A 19,680-nucleotide genomic window follows, 5' to 3' on the forward strand; every position below is an offset into this window, starting at 1 on the left:
GCGACCCGACGCCGGGACGTCGTCGTGCCGGCCCGACCGCGTCCTCAGGCCTCGCCGGCCGGCGCCGCCACCGCCCACGCGCGAGGGATCAGCTGGCTGGCGACCACGTCGGTCAGCGCGGACGGGGGCAGCTGCGCCTCGTAGACCGCGGCCTCCATCTTCTGCATCCGCAGCCCCTCGGCCAGGTCGGCGTCGTGCCCGAGGTAGCTGACCCGCATGACGGTCCCGCCGCGCCCGTCCGGCATCTGGTCCACGACCCGCATCGGCAGGCCGTTCCAGCGCGCTTCCAGGTAGAACTCGAACAGCTCGTCGACCTCGTCCCGAGGCACCTCGCGGCGGAACCGTCCCGAGGCGGTCTGCGAGAACCGGAGCCGACGGTCCGGCTTCTGCGCCGCCGCGATCACGACATGGTCGTCGAACACGTCCGCCGGGTACGTCGCACCCTGCCAGCGCGCCACCGGACCCACGTGCATCGGCAGCATCGGGAACGCGACCGATCGGGCATGCGGTCCTTCGAGGACCCAGCCGTAGCCCACGTCCACGTACGTCGCCAGGAGCGTGCTCGACCCGTCCGCGCCGACCCGCACGATCTCCGACATCGCCGGCACCCGCGAGTGCACCACCCAGTACAGCGGCACGACGTGCCCCGGGGCCGCCACGAACCCGTTGCCCGTGAACGGCGGCCGGTCGACGAACGGTCCGCCGGTGACCGCGCGAGTCGTCGGGTCCGTGCCGCCCGTGGCGTTCTCGAACCTGAGCTGCTCCGTCGACGGGAAGCGCAGCACGTCGACGAACTGCGGGGACGGCCCGAACGGCGACCCCGGGTACGCCAACCCGTGCGCGACCACGAGATCCGCGGCCGTCGTCGCCCACTCGACCGAGTCCGCGCGGACCACGAACCCGCCCATGCGCTCGTACCCGTGCGACCACGTGGCCTGCGACTGCTGCGGCGTCACCGCCTTCTGCATCAACGTCACCGTCTACGCCTCACCCTTCACTCGTGGACCTCGCCCGACTGCGACCAGGTCTACCGGAACGAAGGACCGACGATCGGGTGAGTGCCGCGACGGCCTACCGGGCGGCGCGCGGTGCTGGCAGCCTGGACCGACATGGGCGTGACGCGCGCGGCGTACTGGGACGGGCAGGCGGCGACGTACGACCGCACCACGGCGTTCTTCGAGCGGCGGCTGTTCGCCCAGGCACGGCAGTGGATCGCGGAGCGCACGTCCGGGAGCACGCTCGAGGTCGGGGTCGGCACGGGCGCGAACCTGCCGTACTACGCGGGTCGCGCCTCCGACATCACGCTCGTGGACGTCAGCGCTGAGATGCTCGCGGCGGCGTCCGCGCGGGCGCGGCAGCTCCGCGTCACGGTGCGGACGATGCACGGGGACGGGGCGCACCTGGACCTGCCCGACACCTCGGTCGACACCGTGATCTGCACGTTCATCATGTGCTGCGTGGAGGACGAGCGGGCCGTGCTGCGGGAGCTGGCGCGGGTGCTGCGGCCGGACGGGCGGCTGCTGATGGCAGACCACGTCGAGTCGTCGACGCACCTCGGCCGGGGTGTGCAGCGCGTGCTCGACCTGGTCACGCCGGCGAAGGCCGGGGAGCACCACCGCCGTCGGCCCATCCTGCTGCTGCCCGACGCCGGGCTGCGGGTCACGGAGACGACGGCGACCCGCTGGCGCCTCGTCGAGCAGCTCGCGGCGACGAAGTCGGCCTGATCAGGGCCGCTCGACCTCGGGGCCGGTACGCCGGCCGACCGCGAAGATCCGTGAGAACTCCAGCACCACGCCCCACGGCCGCCGGGGGTACGCCCGGTCGAGCTCGGCGACGTAGTCGTCGAGGTAGGCAGCCCGCTCGGCCTCGTCGGTCAGCATCCCGAGAACCGGCCGCAGGCCCGTCCCGGTCACCCACTCGAGCACCGGCGAGCGCTGCGCGCCCGCGGGGTCGAGCACGTGCAGGTACGTCGTCCGCCACACGTCGGCGTCGAGCCCGAGGGCGGCCAGGTCGCCGAGGTACGTCCCGGGGTCGACGACGCCGGCGGACCGTTCCAGCGCCGGGAGCAGGTCGGCGGCGCGGGCGTGCCGGGCGGCGACCTCCCGCATGAGCCGGTGCGAGGGGGCGTCGTAGTTGTCCGGCACCTGCATCGCGAACCAGCCCCCGGGCGCGAGCGCGTCGACCCACCGAGGGACCAGGGCCCGGTGGGTCGGCACCCACTGCAGCGTCGCGTTCGTGACCAGCACGTCGATCGGCGCTCCGAGCCCGGTGGGGTCCCAGTCCTCGGCGCTCGCCTCCGTCCACTCGACGCGTCCGTCCGTGTCGTGGGAGCGCGCGGCGGCGAGCATCTGCGGCGACGAGTCGATGCCGACCACCCGCGCGTCCGGCCACCGCTGCGCGAGCCCGAGGGTCAGCGGCCCGTCGCCGCAGCCGAGGTCGACGACGAGCGCGGGCGCCGGTGCGTCGACCCGCGCGAGCAGGTCGGCGAACGGGCGGCCCCGGTGCGTCCCGAACAGCGCGTACTGGTGCGGGTCCCACATGGCGGCGCCTCCGACCGACGACGAAGTATCTCGACGTCAAGATACTCCGCCGTGGTCGTCCGGCGGAGGTGGGGAGAGACCGGCCGACACGTCCCGGGACGACGACGTCCCCGGCCTCCGTGCGGAGACCGGGGACGTCGGAGGTGAGGACTACGCGCGGCCGGCCGTGAGCGCCGCCCACGTCTTCGGGCCGACGATGCCGTCGACCGTCAGCCCGTGCGCACGCTGGAACGCCCGCACCGCGGCGGTCGTCCGGGCGCCGAAGACGCCGTCGGAGCCCACGCCGAGGCGCTGCTGGACGGTCCGCACCACGTCACCGCGTGCACCGGCGCGGACACCGGCGGTGACCTGCGTCGGCGTCCCGGCGCTCGTCACCGGAGCGGCGGCGCTGATGCCCTGCGCGTTGCCGACGGCGACCATCACGGCCCACGTCTTCGGGCCGACGACGCCGTCCGCGACCAGGCCGTGCGCACGCTGGAAGGCACGGACCGCCGCGACGGTCTGCGCGCCGAAGCGGCCGTCCGCCGTCGTGCCGACGATGCGCTGGATGAGCACGACGGACGCGCCGCGAGCGCCGGCGGACACGCCGCGGGCGATGGCGGACGCGGGGATCGCGTCGCTCGTCAGCACCGGCGCGGCGGGAGCGGCCGGGGCAGCCGGGGCGGCGGCCGACGTGACGTCCCACGCGAACTGGAGCGTCTCGGCGTACTGCGACCCGATACCGGCGCCCACGAGGATCGTGTGGTGGCCGACCGAGAGGCCGGTGAGCGTGAACTCCGTGACCCCCTCGTCCAGGAACACGGGGTCGGCCGACTGGGCACCCTCGACGGGGTCGAGGAGGTAGCCGACCTGCGCACCCTCCGTCGTCGTCACGCGGAAGTGCGCGGTCGTGGACGTCGTGGACGCGGCGGGCGTCTCCGCGAACGCGAGGGTCGGCGCGTCGACGACGGAGAACGACCGGTCGACGACGTCGGAGACGTTGCCGGCCCTGTCCGTGGTCCGGGCCAGGACGTGGTGCGTGCCGAGGGACAGGCTCGTGAGCTCGACCTCGGCGTCGGCCGCCGTCCAGCGGCCGCCGTCGAGCTGGTACTCGTAGGTCAGGACGTCCTCGTCGTCGGAGTCGAGCCAGAAGCTCACCGCGTCGTGACCGATGCGGTCGCCGTCCCTGACCTCGTTCGAGCCCTGGCTCAGGTACACCTGGACGCCCGGCACCTCGGTGTCGACCTCGATGGCCAGGTAGGCGGACCCGGTCAGCGCGGTGTCGTCGGTGACGGTCACGTCGACGTCGTGGACGCCGTCGGCCAGCTCGGGCAGCTCGAGCGGCGCGGCCGTGTCGGCCCACTCGATGCCCGCGTCCGTGTCCCCGTCGACGACGACCGTGACCTGGGCGTCGCCGGACACGTCGAGGGAGGAGATCGTGATCTCCGGGGTGGGGTCGTTCGTCAGCTCCGGGCCGTCGACCGTGATCTCGGGCAGGACGACGGCGGACGCGGGTCCGACGCAGGAGAGGGTCATCGCGCCGGCGAGCGGCAGGGTGAGGAGCGCCAGGCGGGCACGCGTGCGGAAGGGGGACGTGGGCGCGGTCGAGCCGGTGCGCGAAAGGGGGGTCACATCGGTCTCATCGACGCCGTTCTCGACGACGTGAGCGAAAGCCGGTGGGCGCCGTCTGCGACGCAGGTCACGCGGTCGCCGTGACCCCCGGAGACCGGCGGAACGGCGCCAGGACGGCGCGCAGCATGTCGGCGTGCCCCCAGTCGGGGACGAACTGCGCGACGACCGCGAGGTTCTGCCGCAGGTACAGCAGCGGCATCCGCGCGCGCCACCCGATGTCGAGGCCGGTCACCTCGGCGTACACGTCGAAGAAGCGGTCCGACTCCGGCGGGCGCGGCTCGGACCAGAGCATCGCCACGTCGACCTCCGCCCACGTGCGGGACACGGCCGGGTCGACGAGCGCAGGTCCGCCGTCGGCGGTCGCGACCACGTTCGACGACCAGAGGTCCCCGTGCGTGAGGCACGACGGACGCTCGGGCAGCAGCTCGGGGAGCCGCGCGCACAGCCGCTCGAGGGCGTCGCGGTCCGCGTCGTCGAGCGCGGCCCGGACCCGCGGCTCCGGCAGCCACCGCAGCAGCCGGCGACGGGCGAAGAACTCGAACCCGTCGTCCTCCCAGGTGTTGTCCTGCGGCTCCAGGCCGAGCCAGGTCGTGCGGTGCCACCCGAACGGGCCGCCCGCGGTGGACGTGTGCAGGTGGGCGACGTCGTGCGCGAGACGCTCCCAGAACATCGGTGTGTCGATGCGTGGCTGCAGGGCCTCCAGGACCAGCAGGTCGCGCGTGGCCAGGTGGACGTCGGGCGTCCGGATGCCGCCGAGGTCGCGCAGCGACTGCAGCCCGTCGGCCTCGGCGACGAACATGTCGTCCTCGCGGGGCCTCGGGGACGTCTTGGCGAACACGGTGGGCGACGAGCCGCGGTGCGCCAGGCCCGCCGCGGCGACGACGCCGCCGTGCACCTCCTCGACCCGCGCCACGTCGGTCAGCCCCGCGTCGTGCAGCCGGCGGAGCAGCAGGTCGGGCGTCGACATGCGTGCCACCGTAGCGGCGCCCGCCCGCCCGGAGGCGAGGCCCCATGACGGTGGTCGCTCCTACGCTCGGGCCCGTGACCAGCGTCCGTCACCAGGAGGCAGGCGCCGTCACGAACACGTCGAACAGCGCCGGGTCGTGCGCGTGCACGAGCACCGTGAACACGACCAGGTCGAACAGCAGGTGCACCGCCACGACGTACGTGAGCGACGCGGTCCGCCGGAAGATCCACCCCTGCACGAGCGCGAACGGGATCGTCAGCAGCGGACCCCACTCCCGGTAGCCGAGCTCCCACAGGAACGACACGAAGACGGTGGCCTGCAGGACGTTCGCGAGCGGGAACGGGAAGTGCACCCGCAGCAGCGCCAGCACGGTGCACACGAAGAACAGCTCGTCCCAGATGCCCACCGCGTTCACCCCGACGAACAGCCGCGCGATCTCCTGCGGCGTGTCCACGACCGGCCAGTTCAGGTACGCGCCCGAGCCGAGGAAGTACCAGGGCAGCAGCAGGTACGCGAGCACGACGACGACGGGCAGGTAGACGACCTGCGTGCGGGTCCACCGCCGTCCTGTGCGCACGGGGAACCGGATGACGTCCTGCCCGAGCACGAACCGCGACAGCGCGTACGGCACGAGCACCGCCGCCGAGAGCACGACGGCGAACCGCGCCATCCCGGCGTCGGACAGGTCGGCCCGCAGCGAGATCGTCGAGATGATCGCCATGCCCAGCCCGACGAGTGCGAGGTCGCGCCCCAGCGCCTGGTCCACGACCCACGCCAGGGCCACGCCCACGACGAGCGGCACGTACCCGCCCGGTCGCGCGTGCACGGCGAACAGCAGGACCGCCGACCCGCACACGAGGACGGCGGCCGCGACGCGCGCCGCGTGCCTGCCCGTCAGGGCGAGCGCCGGCGGCGCGACCGTCGTCGAGGCGGAGACGTCCACGCCGTGCAGTCTGCGGACCGACGCGGCCGCCCGCGACCTCAGCCGTGCCGCGGCGGCAGGTCCGTCCCGGCAAGGGCTTCCCCCGGGTGCCCGACCTGTGCTGGTGTGGGGTCCGGCCGGCAGGGGGCCGGCCCCGGCGTGACCTACGGGCGCGCCGCCGCGTGAGGAGGCCCGCCGAATGACGGCACGTCGCACCCTGATCGCACTCGTCTCGTCCGTCGCCGTCCTCGGGGCGCTCGCGACACCCGTGGAGGCGCACGGGCACAGCAGCCCCGAGGAGAGGTTCGCCCAGCAGGTCAGCACCAGGAACGTCCTCGGCCACCTGGCCGCGCTGCAGAAGATCGCCGACCGGAACGGCGGCAACCGGGCCGCGCTGACGACGGGGTACGAGCAGAGCGCCCAGTACGTCGAGCGCACGCTCCGCAAGGCCGGGTACCGCACGGAGCGCGACCCGTTCTCGTACGACCGCGAGGTCGTCGACACGAACAGCCTGACCGAGAACTCACCGGCGACCGCCGCGTACGAGGTCGACCTCATGGAGTTCTCGCCGAACGCCCCGGCCGGTGGGGTCACCGCCGACCTTTCCGCCCCGACCGACCCGCTCGGCTGCGAGGCCGACGACTGGTCCGGCGTCGACGCCACCGGGACGATCGCGCTCATCAGCCGCGGCACGTGCACGTTCGCGACGAAGGCCACCAACGCCGAGGTCGCCGGTGCCGTCGGCGTCGTCGTCTACAACAACGTGCCCGACGCGCAGGTGCTCGGCACGCTCGGCGCCCCCGACCTCGTCACGATCCCCGTCTCGGGGCTGCGCCAGGCCGACGGGCAGGCGCTCGCGACCGCCCTCGCCGCGGGTGCGGTGAACGTGACGCTCGACGTGAGCAGCCACGTCGAGACCGTCGAGTCGTTCAACGTGATCGCCGAGACCCGGCAGGGCCGCGACGACAACGTCGTCATGCTCGGCGCGCACCTCGACAGCGTCGAGGAGGGCCCCGGCATCAACGACAACGGCACCGGCTCCGCGACGATCCTCGAGGTCGCCGTGCAGCTCGCGAAGTCGCACGCCCGGCACAACAACACGGTCCGCTTCGCGTGGTGGGGTGCCGAGGAGGCCGGGCTCGAGGGTTCGACCGCGTACGTCGACGAGCTCGCGACGCAGCCCGGTGAGCTCGACCGCATCGCGACGTACCTCAACTACGACATGGTCGGCTCGCCCAACTACATCATCAGCGTCTACGACGCCGACCAGTCGACGTTCCCCGCGCCGGTGGACGTCCCGCCGGGCTCCGCGGAGACCGAGGACGTGCTCACCGAGTGGTTCGACTCGACGGGCCAGCCGTGGGTCGACACCGCGTTCGACGGGCGGTCCGACTACCAGGCGTTCATCCTCAACGGCGTCCCGGCGTCCGGCCTGTTCACCGGGGCCGACGACGTGAAGACCGACGAGGAGGTCGCCCTGTTCGGCGGCACGGCCGGGATCACGCACGACCCGAACTACCACTCCGCGGGCGACACCCTCGCGAACGTCAACCGAACCGCCCTCGGCATCATGACGAAGGCGATCGCCGCGTCGACGTACAGCCTCGCGTGGGACACCTCCGCCATCAACGGCGTCTCCGGCCCCGGCGCCGGTCACCCGTGGCCCGGCCACGGGCACGGCCCCGGCAAGCACGGAAACCCCGACGACAACACGGGCTGGAAGCGCGCGTCCTGACGCTGCCCGCACAGCGGCCGGCGACCCGGCCTGGGCACCTACGCCCGGGCCGGGTCACCGCCCCGCAGGATCGACGCCATCTTCTTGCCGCGCGCGAGCTCGTCGACGAGCTTGTCCATGTAGCGGATCTTCTGCATGAGCGGGTCCTCGATGTCCTCCACGCGGACGCCGCAGATCACGCCCGTGATCAGGGAGGTGTGCGGGTTGAGCTCGGGGGCCTGGGCGAAGAAGGTCTCCAGGTCGCGGCCGTCATCGATCGTCGCCCGCAGCCCCGCCTCGTCGTACCCCGTGAGCCACGTGAGGACCTCGTCGAGCTCGTCCCTGCCCCGGCCCTTGCGCTCCACCTTCTCGACGTAGAGCGGGTAGATGCTGGCGAAACTGATCCCGAAGATCCGGTGCCCGGGCATCGATCCTCCTGCGTGGTGCCTGTCGGCCTGGTGGGTTCCCTCCGCCAGTGTCCCTCGGCTCACTGCCAGACGGTGGCCTTGACGTCCGGCTCGATCGGGCGCTGGGCCACCACGACCGGCGCGTCGGCGGCGTTGGACGCCGCCAGGTCGCGGACGTTCTTCTGCACCGCGACCGACGAGAACAGGGACATCGCGAACGCCAGGCCGTAGAAGCCCTTCTCCGACAGGGTCATCGACGAGTTCGCGAGCCCCACCGAGACGAGCACGAGCGACGTGAGGACCATCGCCCAGGCCAGGCCGAGGAAGATGCTCGTCACGGGGATGCCCTCGGCACGGTCGCGGACCGACTTCTGCAGCGCGATCGCCGAGAACAGGCCGAGCAGCAGCGTCGTGCCGTAGAAGCCCTTCTCCGACGTCGTCATGCCGGCGTTCCACAGCCCGACGCCGAACGCGGTCACCGCGATGACGAGGGCGACCCACGACGCACCGATGAACGCGGCGGTCGGACGGGCCGGGACGGTCTGCTGCGACATGAGGACGCTCCGGGAGTCGGTGCCGGCGGTTGCCGAGACGTGGCCCCTGATCGTGGTGGTCGTGGACGGTCGGCGGCAAGCATCTCGCCCGACGCCCCTCGTGTGGCCTAGCGGCTCGCGCATGCGACGCACAGCGCCGCGGACGGCCGGGCCCCGAGCCGCGCGGCACCGACGGGCTGCCCGCACCGCACGCACACGCCGTACGTGCCGGCGTCGAGGCGGGCGACGGCGGCGGCGTTCTCGGCGAGGCGCTCGCGCAGGGACACGACGAGCCCGTGGGTGTGCGACCACTGCTGGGAGAGCGTCGACCCCTCCGGGTCGTGCTCGTCGTCCGCGTCGGCGTCCGACCGTGCGCGGCGGACGTCGTCGACGGCGTGCTCCGCGTCCGCGAGCCCGGCCTCCAGGGCGGCGCGCTCGCCGGACAGCAGCGTGCGCGCCTCGTCGTCGAGCTCGTGCGGCGGACCCACGGACCGACGGTACGTCCGACGTCCGACGTCCGACCCGGACGGGAATGGGCGGGACTGGACGGGACGTCCGCGGGTCCGGACGTCAGCCGCCCGCCAGGCCCAGCGGTCCCGCGAGGGCCTGGACCACCGGCCACGCCGCACCCGCCGTGGTCCCCGCGACCGTCACCGTCACCTCCGGCGGGCCGCCGGGGACGTCCGGCCGGTGCGCCGACCAGAACGAGACGCCCGTGTCCTCGCCCACCAGCAGGATGACGCCCGGCACACGGGGCGGCAGCCCCAGGCCGAGCCCGTAGGCGTACGCGCCGTCCGCGGAGGCCGCGTGCGGGGTCGTCGCCTCGGTGACGAGCGTGGACGGCACGATGCGTCCCGCGAGCAGCGCGTCCCAGAACCGCTCCATGTCGGCGACGGTCGTGTACGCGCCGCCGTCGCCGCCCGCGATCACCGGCAGGTGCAGCACGTGCGAGCGCCACACGTCGCCGACCCGCACGTAGCCGATCGCCGCGTCGGCGGGCAGCTCGTCGGAGCGCAGGAAGTCGGTGCGCGCCATCCCGGCCGGGCCGAGCACGCGTGCGCGGACGAGGTCGTGGAACGGCACGCCGGACGCCCGCTGCGCGAGCAGGGACAGCAGGACGTACGTGGCGTTGCGGTACTCCGGCGGACCGCCCGGCGGGCGCTGCGGCACGCAGCCCACGAGGACCGGCAGGTAGTCCTCGGGCGAGACGAGCGCGTGCACGGGGACGTCCAGCAGGTACGCGTCCTCGTCGGCGTCGTCGTCGATGACGTCCGCGAGGCCCGACGTGTGCGTCAGCAGGTGCTCGACCGTGACGTCGTCGGGGATCGCCGGCAGGTCGTCGCCGAGCAGGTCGCGTGCGGCCGTGCCGAGGTCGAGCGTCCCGTCGGCCACGAGCGAGAGCACCGCGAGCGCCGTGAAGCCCTTGCTGCCCGACGCCATCGCGAGCCGGTCGTCCGCGGTGAGCGGCCGTCCCCACCGGCGGTCGACCGCACCCCAGGCCCGCTCGGCGACCACGACGCCGCCGAGCCGCACGCGGACGACCCCCGCCGCCTCCCGGGGATCGTCCTCGTCGACGGCCCGTTCGACGAGCCCGGTCACCTCCGCGGCTGTCACGACTGCCATCGTCCGAGCCTACGGACAGAACGCCCGAACCGGACCGTCCATTTCGTTGGCAAGCGCGCGACCTGCAACTATGCTCGACGCCGGACACCGCACAGGGGGATCGCCGCGGTGCCCGCCCGGCCCGTCGTCGGGCACGTCATCGCAGGAGGCCCTCACCGGCCACCCCGCCCCCGTGCCATGCAGCGACCGCGGACGCACGTCGACCCGTCGACGTGCGTCGAGCTCGCCCGACGCGCCGACAGAGGAGTCCGCATGCCGCACCCGCCCGCCGTCCGCGCGACGGGGCTCGTCAAGACGTACGGCACGAGCACCGTGGTCGACGGCATCGACTTCGAGATCCACCCCGGCGAGTTCGTGGGGTTCCTCGGGCCGAACGGTGCCGGCAAGAGCACCACGATGCGCATGATCGGGTCGGTCACCCGGCGCTCCGGCGGCGACCTCGCGGTGCTCGGGCTCGACCCGTCCACCGACGGGCCCGCCGTCCGGTCCCGGCTCGGCGTGTGCCCCCAGGACGACCTGCTCGACATCGAGCTGTCGTCGCTGCAGAACCTCACGACGTACGCCCGGTACTTCGGCATCTCGCGCACCGAGTCCCGGTCGCGTGCGCTCGAGCTGCTCGACTACATGTCGCTGTCGGACCGGGCGCAGGACAGGGTCGCGAGCCTGTCCGGGGGGATGCGGCGACGCCTGACGATCGCGCGGGCCCTCGTCAACCGGCCCGACGTGGTGCTGCTCGACGAGCCCACCACGGGTCTCGACCCGCAGGCGCGCCACCTCGTGTGGGAGCGGCTGTACGCGTTGCGGGACAGCGGCACGACCGTCGTCCTGACGACGCACTTCATGGACGAGGCCGAGCAGCTGTGCGACCGGCTCCTCGTCGTCGACAAGGGGACGGTCGTCGCGTCGGGCGCCCCGCGCGAGCTCATCGACCGGTACGCGTCGAGCGAGGTCGTCGAGGTCCGGCTCACGCACGGCCGGCCCGCCGAGTGGGCCGCCCGGCTGGACGGCCTCGGCGAGCGCACCGAGGTGCTGCCGGACCGTGTGCTCGTGTACGCGCAGGACGGCGACGCCGTGGCGGCGGCGCTCGAACGGCTCGGCCTCGACGTGTCGAGCGTGCTCGTCCGTCGCTCCAGCCTCGAGGACGTGTTCCTGCGGCTCACGGGCCGCGCGCTGGTCGAGGCGTGAGCGTGCGACAGGTCGGCGCTGTCGTCGAGTACCAGCTGACCGGCTTCCTGCGCGTGTGGCGCGGGACCGTGTTCGGTGCGGTGCTGATGCCCGTCGTGTTCTTCCTCGCCATCGGGGTGTCCGTCGGCATGCTCGTCGACGGGCGGCACGGGGTCGACGGCGGCTACGCGTCGTTCGTCGGCGCGGGGCTCGCCGTGTTCGTGGGTGCGCAGATCGGGCTCATGGAGTCCGGCATCCCCGTGTTCGCGGCGCTGAACTGGCACCGCGCGTTCATCGCCAACCAGTACACGCCCGTGAGCCCGGCCCACGTCGTGACCGGGCAGATCGCCTTCATCACGCTGCGCGCCGCCGCGTCCGCGACGATCTTCCTCGCGGTCATGGCGGCGTTCGGCGCGACGCACAGCCCCGGCGCGGTGCTCCTGCCGCTCATCGCCGCGCTCACCGCCGCGTCGCTCGCGGGGCTCAACTTCGCGGTCGCCGCGAGCGCCCGCACGTCCTTCCAGGTCGAGAGCGTCACGAAGATGCTCACGACCGTCCTGCTGCTCGTCTCGGGCGTGTTCTTCCCCGTGACGCTCCTGCCGTCGTGGCTCGAGGCCGTCACGTGGGTGTCGCCGCTGTGGCACGCCGTCGAGCTGGGCCGCGCCGCCAACACCGGCACCGGCAGCACCGGGCCGGTCCTCGTGCACGTCGGCGTGCTCGTCGCCTGCACGCTCGCCGGCGTGCTGCTCGCGACCCGTCGCCTCACCGCCCGGCTGGAGAGCTGACCATGACGCAGACCCCCGTCGCGGACGACCAGCGGTCCGCCACGCGCGCCGCCGCGACCGTCCGGTACCCGGCCCTCGCGCTCACCGAGCGCAACGTCGTGTTCTTCCGGTCCGGCGGCGCGTACTGGTGGCTCGCGCTCGTCGGGCTCGCCGAGGCCACCGCCTACCTGCTGGGCATGGGCTGGGGCGTCGGCTCGCTCGTCGGCCCCGTCACGCTGCCCGACGGGACGAGCGTCCCGTACGCCGCGTTCGTCGCACCGGCGCTGCTCGCGACCGCGGCGATGGACACCGCGTTGGCCGAGTCGGTCGTGTCGTTCTTCGGCAAGCTGCGCTTCGCGCGGATCTACGTGCCGATCCTCAACACGCCGCTGCGGCCCATGGACGTCGCGGTCGGCGAGCTCGTGTGGACGCTCGCGCGGGTGCTGCTCTTCGCGGTGAGCTTCGTCGCCGTGATGCTCACCCTCGGGCTGGTCCGGCCGTCGGCGGTCCCCCTCGTGCTGCCCGCGTGCCTCCTCGTCGGTCTCGCGTTCGGGGCCGTGGGGATGGTCGTCGCGACGGCGCTGCGCAGCTGGCAGGACTTCGATCTCGTCGGCGCCGTCCAGTTCACGCTCTTCATGTTCTCGGGCACGTTCGTGCCGGTCTCGACGTACCCCGGGTGGTTGCAGTGGGTCGTCGAGCTGTCGCCGCTCTACCACGGGATCGAGCTCGTGCGGCCGCTCGCCCTCGGGACGGCGTCGGCGGCGACGCTCGGGCACGCGGCGGTGCTCGTCGCGGTCGCGGGCGTCGGCTTCGTCCTCGCGGCCCGGCGCATGCACCGCACCATGTACTCCTGACGGCGTCCCGGGGAGCGCCGGGACGCCATCGCCGCTCAGGTCGCCGACGTCAGGTCGCCGCCATCAGGTCGCCGGCACCCGCAGCGCGTCCGAGACGTACACCTCGGCGCCCGCGCGGCGCGCCTCGGCGAGCACGCGCGCACCCCATCGCGGCATCAGGCCCGCCCACCGCGCGGTGACGACGACGAGGTCGACCTCACCGTCCGCCAGGCCCGTGTGCACCCCGACGGAGTGCCGCACGTCCCGGGCACCCGCACGGCGCGCAGCCCGGACGCGGTCGGCGTCGACGTCGACGAGCACGTGCTCACGCAGCTCGGGCGGCACGTCGCGGCCGATGCCGAGGACGGCGACCCGCCGCCCCGCCCGCACCGCGGCGAGCGCGACCGCCTCGTCCGCCCCGGGTTCGGTCCCTGCGGCGTCCCGGGTCCAGCGGGCCAGCGCCTCGGCCTCCAGCTCCGTCTCCCACATGAGGTCCTCCTCGAGCATCGCGTGCTCGAGCTCGAGCACCGGGTCGCGGTACTTCTCGAAGAACTGGCGGGTGTTCCGCTTGCCGCTCGCGAGGTTCGCCTCGATGTCGCGCGGGTGCGGCGGCTCCACCGCCCACGCCGTCCGGCTCACCGCGAACCGTGCCCCGTGCCGCGCCAGGCGGTACCCGAGGTCCTGGTCCTCGACGCCCCACGAGACGAAGCCCTCGTCGAAGCCGCCGACCGCCCAGTAGTCGTCCGTGCGCACCGAGACGTTCATCGACCAGAAGAACAGCCACGGCAGCCGCAGGCCCGTCAGGTCGAAGCCGAGCTCCGCCCACCGGTCGTGCCGCAGGTCGCGCAGGTCCGGGTCGCCGCCGTGCTCCGCGACGACCTGCTCGGGCGGGCACTCGCGCAGGGCCAGCGCGAGCGACGACGACAGGTCGTACGGGCGGTACCCGTAGGTGTAGCCGGTGAGCGCGACCGGCCCGTCCGCCTCGTCGTGCACGCGCAGGTGCTCCGCGAGCAGCGACCGGCCCGCGAGCGTGCCGCTGTCGAGGAACACGAGCACCGGTGCGGACGCCCGCCGGGCGCCGGCGTTCCGTGCCGCCGAGACGCGGTAGCCCCGGTCCTCCTGCCAGGTGCGGGCGATCCGCAGCCGCGGCTCGAACGACGCGACGACGTCGGCCGTGTGGTCGCTCGACCCGTCGTCCGCGACGACGACCTCGTAGTCCTCCACGTCGAGCGTCTGGTCCGCGAGCGACTCGAGGGTGCGCCGCAGCGCGTCCGCGCGGTCGTAGGTCGGGATGACGACGCTCACGCGGGGGCGGCGCGGGGGGTACGGGCTCATGGGTGCGGTGCGGACCTTTCGGTGAGGACGGTGGACAGGTCGTCGGGCAGGCCGAGGAGCCCTTCGGTGCGCGCGACCGCGACGAAGGCACGGGCGTAGCCCTCGGGCGAGCCGGTCTCGTGCCACGTGCTGGCGAGCAGGCAGCCGAGGACGGGGTGGCCGGCGGCATGGGTGGCGAGCGCCGCCGACAGGTAGACCTCGCCGTCGGGCCCCGGGGGCGTGCGGCGCAGCTCGGCGAGCAGCCCCGCGTCGACGACGACGCCCCCGACGGACGCCAGCCGCGACTCGACCTCGTGCGCCGCAGGCTTCTCGACGATCCCGCCGACGCGCACGTACGGCCCGTGCGGACCCTGCACGTGCGCGATCCCGCAGCGCGGGACGTCGTCGTCGCCGACCTCGACGAGCGCGAGGCACGGCAGGCCCGTCACGTCGTGGCACTCGAGCAGCGCGGCCGCGCGCGACGGCCCGACGAACACCTCGTCACCCCACACGACGAGGAAGGGTTCGCCGTCGGCGTGCTCGGCCCCCGTGAGGATCGCGCCGCCGTTGCCGGGGACCGGCCCCTGCCGCACGAGCCGCACCTCGACGCCGGCCGGTGCGCACTCGGCCGGGACGAGCACGCGCTCCACGTAGGTGTTCAGGGCCGCCTTGCCGGGAGACGTGACGAGCACGACGCGCTCGATCCCCGCCTCGACGAGCTCGGCGACGACGTGGTGCAGCACGGGCAGCCGCCCGAGCGGGAACAGCTCCTTGGGCACGACCGACGTCAGCGGGCCCATGCGCGACCCGCGCCCCGCGACCGGCACGACCGCCGTGCGGACCCGCTGCTCAGGCATCGACCGTCACCCGCCCGTCGCGGCGCGCCAGCTCGTGCCGCACCACCGCCTCGAGGTCCGCGGCGACCCGGGCGACGGGCGCCAGCGCACGCACGTCGTCGGGGGTCGCGCGCCCGGTGCGGACCAGGTGCGCCCGCACCCCCGCCGCCAGGGCCGCGTGGACGTCGCCGGGTGCGTCGCCGACGAGGAACGCGTCGTCCGGCCCGGCACCCAGGTCGTGCAGCGCCGCGTGCACCATGCCGGGCGCCGGCTTGCGGCACGGGCACCCGTCGTCGGCGCGGTGCGGGCACACGTACGTGGCGACGACGCACCGCGCGGCGGGGCCCAGCGATGCGAGCACGTGGTCGTGGACCTCGAGCACCCGACGCTCGTCGAGCAGCCCCTTGCCGACGCACGCCTGGTTCGTCACGACCGCGACCTGCACACCGGCGCGTGCGAGCAGCTCGAGCCCGCGCCGGCCGCCGTCGAGCACCACCACGTCCCGCTCGTCGCGCACGTACCCGTCGAGGTTGCGCACGAGCACCCCGTCACGGTCCAGCAGCGCGACGGGCCGACCGGCCACGGGCGCCCGATGACGACGCACGAGAGGGCGCAGAGCAGCCGTCCCCGCCGTGCTCACGTGAACCTCAGCACGGCGGCGCGCGTGCCCTGCGGCTCGAGCGCGAACGTCAGCTCGCGGCGGCCGAGGGTCGCCATCGCCGCACGCACCGACGCCGCGCCGCGCGCGTCCGGGACGTGCACCAGCAGGAACCCTCCCCCACCGGCCCCGAGGAGCTTCCCGCCGGTCGCGCCCGCGGCCCGCGCCCGCTCGTACAGGTCGTCCACCCGGGAGTTCGTCACCCGGTCGGACAGCTGCCGCTTCTGCAGCCAGTGCCGGTGCAGCACCTCGCCGATCGCGTCGAACTCCCCCGCCTCGACCAGCGCCACGGCCTCGACCGCAAGCTCGTGGATCGCGTCGAGCGCACCGATCACGGACCGGTCCCCCGCCTTCGTGCTGTGGTCCTGCACGGACAGCGCCGCGCTCGCGTCCCGCACGCCGCCCACGTGGAACAGCAGGAGCCGCTCGGCGACGAACTCGTCGAACCCGGCGGGCACCGGCACCGGTCGCGGGTCGACGCGCCCGTCCGGGGCGATGACGAGCTCACGGATCCCGCCGAACGCCGCCATGTAGTGGTCGTGGCGCCCGACGCTGCGTTCCAGGTCGACCATCTCGAGGTCGCTCGCGAGATCGGCGACGCGGGCGCGCGCGTCGTCGTCGGGCACCGCGTCCGCACCCTGCAGCGCGTGCACGAGCGCGACCCCGAACGCCCCCGAGGACCCGAGCCCGCTGCCGGACGGCGCGTCCGCGAACGACGCGACCTGCACGTCCCGGGTGCGGCCCAGCCGTTCGAGCGCGGCGCGGGCGAGCGGGTTCCCGACGCCGTCCGCGGACCCGACCGTGGCGACCGTGTCGAACCGGGTCGTCACCGTGCCGTCGAACGTGCGGTCGAACGCGCTCACGCACACGTACCGGCTGATCGCGAGGCTCAGGACCCGGCCGCCCCGGCCCAGGTGGTAGCTCGGCAGGTCCGTCCCGCCGCCCGCGAGAGACACGCGCAGCGGCGCCATGGTGGTGACCGCCCCGAGCGCGGGCGGCCGCACGTCGACGCTCATCGCCGCCCTCCGGTGACCGTGCCGTGAGCCGCCGCGTCGGCCGCGGTGACCCCGACGGCCGCGTCGACCTCGTCGAGCCGTGCGGGCGGCACGACCACGGCGCGCAGCTCCGCGAGCAGCGCACCGTCCGGCCCGTGCGGCAGGTCCGCGACGGCCTCCCGCGTGTGCTGCACCACCAGCTCTGCCTCCGCACCGGTCAGGACGCCCGCCCGCACCGCGCGGTCGAACCGGTCGGCGTCCTTCCACGCGGGCACGAACGCCGGGGGGTGCAGCTCGACGTCGAGCTCGAGGTCGAGCGTCTCGACGCCCTCCGGCACGACGACGAACGGCCGCTGCGCGTTGACGTAGTACCGGCCGGGACCCGAGCCGTCGGCCGGCGCGAACCAGCCGGTCGCGCACCACCGCCCGGGGCGCAGCACGTAGGTGCAGTCGTCGCCCGACCACACCGCCGGCGCGAGCGACCAGTCGTCGGCCCAGGTGTGCACCCGGCGGCCGTCGGGTCCGACGGCGGCCAGCCACGACGAGCCCGCGCTGATCCGCACGGCGGTGACGTCCGGGTCGTCGCGCAGCACGGTCACGGGCAGGTGGCACCACGTGCGGCCCGCGAGCACGTGCCGCAGGGCGACGACCGTCCCCGGCTCCCAGGGCCGGCGGGCCGACGCGTCGGGCAGGCCGGTCAGGCCCGTGAGGTCAGCGACCACGGCGGTTCTCCCGGGCGACCTCGTACGCGTCGAGCGTCGCGTCCCGCATCGCCTCGACCGAGAACCGGCCGGCGACCGCGGCGAGGCCGCCCTCGACGAGGTGCCCACCGAGCGCCCGGTCCCCGAGGACCCGCAGCACGGCGCCCGCGAGCGCATCGGGGTCGCGCGCCGGGACGAGCAGCCCGTCGACCCCGTCCTGGACGACCTCGTCGAGGCCGACGACGTCGGAGGCGACGAGCGGCACGCCGTGCTGCATCGCCTCGATCGCGGCGAGCCCGAGGCCCTCCTCGAGCGAGGGTTGCACGGCCACGTCGGACGCCGCGAACACCGTCGGCATGTCGGCGAGCGTGAGGTCCTCGTGGTGGGTGACCGCCCCGTCGCCGACCGCCGCGCCCAGCCGGTCGAACACGTCGCGCGCGTAGTCGAAGTCGGAGACCCGCCCTGCGAGGAGCAGGTGCGCGTCGGGGTGCGCGGCCCGGATCTTGCCGAACGCGTCCGCGAGGTGGACCTGCCCCTTGCGGGTGTAGAGCCGGCCCGCGCACGTCACCACCGGGCCGTCGGCCGGCAGCCCGAGGTGGGCACGCGCCTGCGCACGACCCGGCGCCGCGGGAGCCCCCTCGACCCCGTGGTAGACGAGCCGCAGCCGGTCCGGCGTCGCCCCGTACCGCACGGCCCGCTCGTGGTAGAAGCGCGACGCCGCGATGTGCATGTCGACCGGGAGCACCCCGTACGCGAGCCGGCACCGGCCCGCGCCGAACGCCTCGAGGTCCGGGTTCTGCTCGTGCAGCGACGCGACGAGCGCCGCGCGCTGGTCCTCGGCGACGGGGAGCCCGAGCTGCAGCGTCTCGTGGCTGTTCGCGTGCACCACGTCGAACGTCTCGCCGTCGAGCGCGTCGCCGAGCTCGTTGAGCAGCGCGTACTGCAGCTGGCGCCAGACGACCTTGTCGCGGCGGTCGACCTCGCCCGCGAACCGGCGCAGGCGCAGCACCCGGCAGCCGTGCTCGGTGGTCCCCGCGGGCAGGTCGTCGAGCCACGAGCCGTCGGTGACGACGGTGACGTCGTGCCCGGCGGCGGCCAGGCTCGTCGTCAGCAGCCGTCCGTACGTCTCCGCGCCGCCCGTGAGCGGCTCGAACGTCGAGGTCAGGAAGAGGATCCGCACCGTCAGCTCCTGTCGGTCGTCATCGGTCGGCCGGCGAGCACGCCGCCCACGAGCACCCCGCCCGCGGGCACGTGCGCACCGGGCAGCAGCACCGCGTCCTGCACCCACGCCCCGCGACCGACGTGCGCGCCGGCCTCCAGGGACACGCGCCCGTGCAGCACGGCCCCGGGCTCCACCGTCGCGGACCGCGCCCGGTGCTGGGTGCCTTCGAGCGCGTCGAGCGCTCGCAGCGTCGCGGCGTGCAGCGCCCCGGGCGACCCGACGTCGAACCACGCGCCCGTGAGGCGGTGCGTCGCGACGGTGTCCCCGCGGGCGACGAGGCCGGGCACGAGGTCCGCGACGAAGTCGACGACCCCGTCCGCGGGCAGCACGTCGAGGGCGTCCGGGCGCACCGCGTACATGCCTGCGCTGACCAGGTGCTCCTCGTCGGGCGGGACGTCGGGCTTCTCGCGCGCCGCGACGAGGAGGCCGTCGTCGTCGACCTCGAGCACGCCGAACCGGCTCGCCTCACGGACGGCGGTGACCGCGAACGTGAGCGCCGCGCCGGTGCGCAGGTGCGTCGCGAGCAGCCCGTCGAGCGGGTCGTCGAACAGCGCGTCCCCGGACACCACGAGCACGACGTCCGCGTCCGCCAGGTCGGCGCCGAAGAACCGCAGCGCACCCGCGGGCCCCGTCAGCCGCTCCTCGCGTCGCGCCGTGACCCACGGGCCCCACGGCCGAAGCGCCTCCTCGACGAGGTCGGAGCGCACGTGCGTGTTCACGAGCACGCGCTCGGCCCCGACCGCACGGAGCTTGTCGAGCGCCCGGTCGAGCAGCGTGCGACCCAGCACCGGCACGAGCGGTTTCGGCCGCTCGTCGGTGAAGGGCCGCAGCCGGGTCCCGGCGCCGGCGGCGAGCACCACTCCCGCGACCCGCACG

The 19,680-nt window shown here is 74.4% G+C and carries 21 protein-coding genes; 5 read left to right on the top strand and 16 right to left on the bottom strand.

Going from position 1 to position 19,680, the window contains the following annotated elements; genetic code table 11:
- Positions 1–44: 44 nt before the first annotated feature.
- Positions 45–977 carry a hypothetical protein gene (locus tag Cch01nite_RS06610; RefSeq protein ID WP_203750232.1) on the bottom strand — a complete coding sequence of 311 codons (933 nt, stop codon included), beginning with the start codon at positions 975–977 and terminating at the stop codon, positions 45–47.
- Positions 978–1,058: 81 nt separating this feature from the next.
- Between Cch01nite_RS06610 and Cch01nite_RS06615 the strand changes: the two genes are divergently transcribed.
- Positions 1,059–1,724, top strand: a complete 666-nt coding sequence (locus Cch01nite_RS06615) for a class I SAM-dependent methyltransferase (RefSeq protein ID WP_239069998.1) — start codon at positions 1,059–1,061, stop codon at positions 1,722–1,724.
- Here Cch01nite_RS06615 and Cch01nite_RS06620 read toward each other — a convergent pair whose 3' ends face one another.
- The 4 genes from Cch01nite_RS06620 to Cch01nite_RS06635 all read right to left on the bottom strand — a co-directional run bounded on the left by Cch01nite_RS06620 (position 1,725) and on the right by Cch01nite_RS06635 (position 6,061).
- Positions 1,725–2,540 carry a methyltransferase domain-containing protein gene (locus tag Cch01nite_RS06620; protein ID WP_203750235.1) on the bottom strand — a complete coding sequence of 272 codons (816 nt, stop codon included), beginning with the start codon at positions 2,538–2,540 and terminating at the stop codon, positions 1,725–1,727.
- Between the two features lie 150 nt (positions 2,541–2,690).
- On the bottom strand, positions 2,691–4,151 hold the full coding sequence (locus Cch01nite_RS06625; RefSeq protein ID WP_203750237.1) for a peptidoglycan-binding domain-containing protein: 1,461 nt from the start codon (positions 4,149–4,151) through the stop codon (positions 2,691–2,693).
- Between the two features lie 67 nt (positions 4,152–4,218).
- Positions 4,219–5,118 carry a fructosamine kinase family protein gene (locus Cch01nite_RS06630; protein ID WP_203750241.1) on the bottom strand — a complete coding sequence of 300 codons (900 nt, stop codon included), beginning with the start codon at positions 5,116–5,118 and terminating at the stop codon, positions 4,219–4,221.
- Positions 5,119–5,206: 88 nt separating this feature from the next.
- Positions 5,207–6,061 (bottom strand): CPBP family intramembrane glutamic endopeptidase, encoded by an 855-nt coding sequence (locus tag Cch01nite_RS06635; protein WP_373309820.1) that lies wholly within the window; start codon positions 6,059–6,061, stop codon positions 5,207–5,209.
- Between the two features lie 178 nt (positions 6,062–6,239).
- Between Cch01nite_RS06635 and Cch01nite_RS06640 the strand changes: the two genes are divergently transcribed.
- Entirely contained in the window at positions 6,240–7,775 is a 1,536-nt protein-coding gene (locus tag Cch01nite_RS06640; RefSeq protein WP_203750244.1) for a M20/M25/M40 family metallo-hydrolase, read from the top strand.
- A 38-nt stretch (positions 7,776–7,813) separates the two neighbouring features.
- Here Cch01nite_RS06640 and Cch01nite_RS06645 read toward each other — a convergent pair whose 3' ends face one another.
- The 4 genes from Cch01nite_RS06645 to Cch01nite_RS06660 all read right to left on the bottom strand — a co-directional run bounded on the left by Cch01nite_RS06645 (position 7,814) and on the right by Cch01nite_RS06660 (position 10,317).
- The gene (locus tag Cch01nite_RS06645) at positions 7,814–8,182 is read right to left on the bottom strand and encodes a DUF2200 domain-containing protein (protein WP_203750247.1); all 369 of its coding nucleotides are present in this window, start codon (positions 8,180–8,182) and stop codon (positions 7,814–7,816) included.
- Positions 8,183–8,241: 59 nt separating this feature from the next.
- Positions 8,242–8,715, bottom strand: a complete 474-nt coding sequence (gene yiaA / locus Cch01nite_RS06650; RefSeq protein ID WP_203750250.1) for an inner membrane protein YiaA — start codon at positions 8,713–8,715, stop codon at positions 8,242–8,244.
- A gap of 107 nt (positions 8,716–8,822) precedes the next feature.
- Positions 8,823–9,182, bottom strand: a complete 360-nt coding sequence (locus Cch01nite_RS06655; RefSeq protein WP_203750252.1) for a TraR/DksA family transcriptional regulator — start codon at positions 9,180–9,182, stop codon at positions 8,823–8,825.
- Between the two features lie 82 nt (positions 9,183–9,264).
- Positions 9,265–10,317, bottom strand: coding sequence for a serine hydrolase domain-containing protein (locus Cch01nite_RS06660; protein WP_203750255.1), 1,053 nt, complete (start codon positions 10,315–10,317; stop codon positions 9,265–9,267).
- 252 nt (positions 10,318–10,569) lie between these two features.
- Here Cch01nite_RS06660 and Cch01nite_RS06665 point away from each other — a divergent pair, with 252 nt between their 5' ends.
- Genes Cch01nite_RS06665 through Cch01nite_RS06675 form a run of 3 tightly spaced genes read left to right on the top strand, consistent with a single transcriptional unit; the run spans position 10,570 to position 13,099 of the window.
- On the top strand, positions 10,570–11,502 hold the full coding sequence (locus Cch01nite_RS06665; RefSeq protein WP_203750257.1) for an ABC transporter ATP-binding protein: 933 nt from the start codon (positions 10,570–10,572) through the stop codon (positions 11,500–11,502).
- Positions 11,499–12,266, top strand: a complete 768-nt coding sequence (locus tag Cch01nite_RS06670; RefSeq protein ID WP_203750260.1) for an ABC transporter permease — start codon at positions 11,499–11,501, stop codon at positions 12,264–12,266. The genes Cch01nite_RS06665 and Cch01nite_RS06670 overlap by 4 nt, the downstream gene beginning before the upstream one ends.
- A 2-nt stretch (positions 12,267–12,268) precedes the next feature.
- Entirely contained in the window at positions 12,269–13,099 is an 831-nt protein-coding gene (locus Cch01nite_RS06675) for an ABC transporter permease (RefSeq protein ID WP_203750263.1), read from the top strand.
- A 63-nt stretch (positions 13,100–13,162) separates the two neighbouring features.
- On the opposite strand, the gene Cch01nite_RS06680 is transcribed toward Cch01nite_RS06675, so the two are convergent.
- Genes Cch01nite_RS06680 through Cch01nite_RS06710 form a run of 7 tightly spaced genes read right to left on the bottom strand, consistent with a single transcriptional unit; the run spans position 13,163 to position 19,679 of the window.
- Positions 13,163–14,413, bottom strand: a complete 1,251-nt coding sequence (locus Cch01nite_RS06680; protein ID WP_203750266.1) for a glycosyltransferase — start codon at positions 14,411–14,413, stop codon at positions 13,163–13,165.
- A complete protein-coding gene (locus Cch01nite_RS06685) occupies positions 14,410–15,249 on the bottom strand; it encodes a sugar phosphate nucleotidyltransferase (RefSeq protein ID WP_203750268.1) in 840 nt (279 codons plus the stop codon). Before Cch01nite_RS06685 ends, Cch01nite_RS06680 begins: the two co-directional genes overlap by 4 nt.
- Positions 15,242–15,811 (bottom strand): D-glycero-alpha-D-manno-heptose-1,7-bisphosphate 7-phosphatase, encoded by a 570-nt coding sequence (locus Cch01nite_RS06690; RefSeq protein ID WP_203750271.1) that lies wholly within the window; start codon positions 15,809–15,811, stop codon positions 15,242–15,244. Before Cch01nite_RS06690 ends, Cch01nite_RS06685 begins: the two co-directional genes overlap by 8 nt.
- A gap of 53 nt (positions 15,812–15,864) precedes the next feature.
- Entirely contained in the window at positions 15,865–16,902 is a 1,038-nt protein-coding gene (locus tag Cch01nite_RS06695; RefSeq protein WP_203750274.1) for a GHMP family kinase ATP-binding protein, read from the bottom strand.
- On the bottom strand, positions 16,899–17,603 hold the full coding sequence (locus Cch01nite_RS06700) for a ribonuclease FAU-1 family protein (protein WP_203750276.1): 705 nt from the start codon (positions 17,601–17,603) through the stop codon (positions 16,899–16,901). Before Cch01nite_RS06700 ends, Cch01nite_RS06695 begins: the two co-directional genes overlap by 4 nt.
- Positions 17,593–18,762, bottom strand: coding sequence for a glycosyltransferase family 4 protein (locus Cch01nite_RS06705; RefSeq protein ID WP_203750278.1), 1,170 nt, complete (start codon positions 18,760–18,762; stop codon positions 17,593–17,595). Before Cch01nite_RS06705 ends, Cch01nite_RS06700 begins: the two co-directional genes overlap by 11 nt.
- A gap of 2 nt (positions 18,763–18,764) precedes the next feature.
- Positions 18,765–19,679 (bottom strand): nucleotidyltransferase family protein, encoded by a 915-nt coding sequence (locus Cch01nite_RS06710; RefSeq protein ID WP_203750280.1) that lies wholly within the window; start codon positions 19,677–19,679, stop codon positions 18,765–18,767.
- Position 19,680 lies beyond the last annotated feature (1 nt).

It is taken from the genome of Cellulomonas chitinilytica (genome assembly GCF_016862675.1).
GTDB lineage: Bacteria > Actinomycetota > Actinomycetes > Actinomycetales > Cellulomonadaceae > Cellulomonas > Cellulomonas chitinilytica.

Excerpts from the sequence above, each read along its gene's own strand:
- Cch01nite_RS06680 (WP_203750266.1), bottom strand. The coding sequence starts at position 14,413 with ATGAGCCCGTACCCCCCGCGCCGCCCCCGCGTGAGCGTCGTCATCCCG.
- Cch01nite_RS06685 (WP_203750268.1), bottom strand. The coding sequence starts at position 15,249 with ATGCCTGAGCAGCGGGTCCGCACGGCGGTCGTGCCGGTCGCGGGGCGC.
- Cch01nite_RS06645 (WP_203750247.1), bottom strand. The coding sequence starts at position 8,182 with ATGCCCGGGCACCGGATCTTCGGGATCAGTTTCGCCAGCATCTACCCG.
- Cch01nite_RS06620 (WP_203750235.1), bottom strand. The coding sequence starts at position 2,540 with ATGTGGGACCCGCACCAGTACGCGCTGTTCGGGACGCACCGGGGCCGC.
- Cch01nite_RS06695 (WP_203750274.1), bottom strand. The coding sequence starts at position 16,902 with ATGAGCGTCGACGTGCGGCCGCCCGCGCTCGGGGCGGTCACCACCATG.
- Cch01nite_RS06630 (WP_203750241.1), bottom strand. The coding sequence starts at position 5,118 with ATGTCGACGCCCGACCTGCTGCTCCGCCGGCTGCACGACGCGGGGCTG.
- Cch01nite_RS06660 (WP_203750255.1), bottom strand. The coding sequence starts at position 10,317 with ATGGCAGTCGTGACAGCCGCGGAGGTGACCGGGCTCGTCGAACGGGCC.
- Cch01nite_RS06640 (WP_203750244.1), top strand. The coding sequence starts at position 6,240 with ATGACGGCACGTCGCACCCTGATCGCACTCGTCTCGTCCGTCGCCGTC.
- Cch01nite_RS06665 (WP_203750257.1), top strand. The coding sequence starts at position 10,570 with ATGCCGCACCCGCCCGCCGTCCGCGCGACGGGGCTCGTCAAGACGTAC.
- Cch01nite_RS06675 (WP_203750263.1), top strand. The coding sequence starts at position 12,269 with ATGACGCAGACCCCCGTCGCGGACGACCAGCGGTCCGCCACGCGCGCC.
- yiaA (WP_203750250.1), bottom strand. The coding sequence starts at position 8,715 with ATGTCGCAGCAGACCGTCCCGGCCCGTCCGACCGCCGCGTTCATCGGT.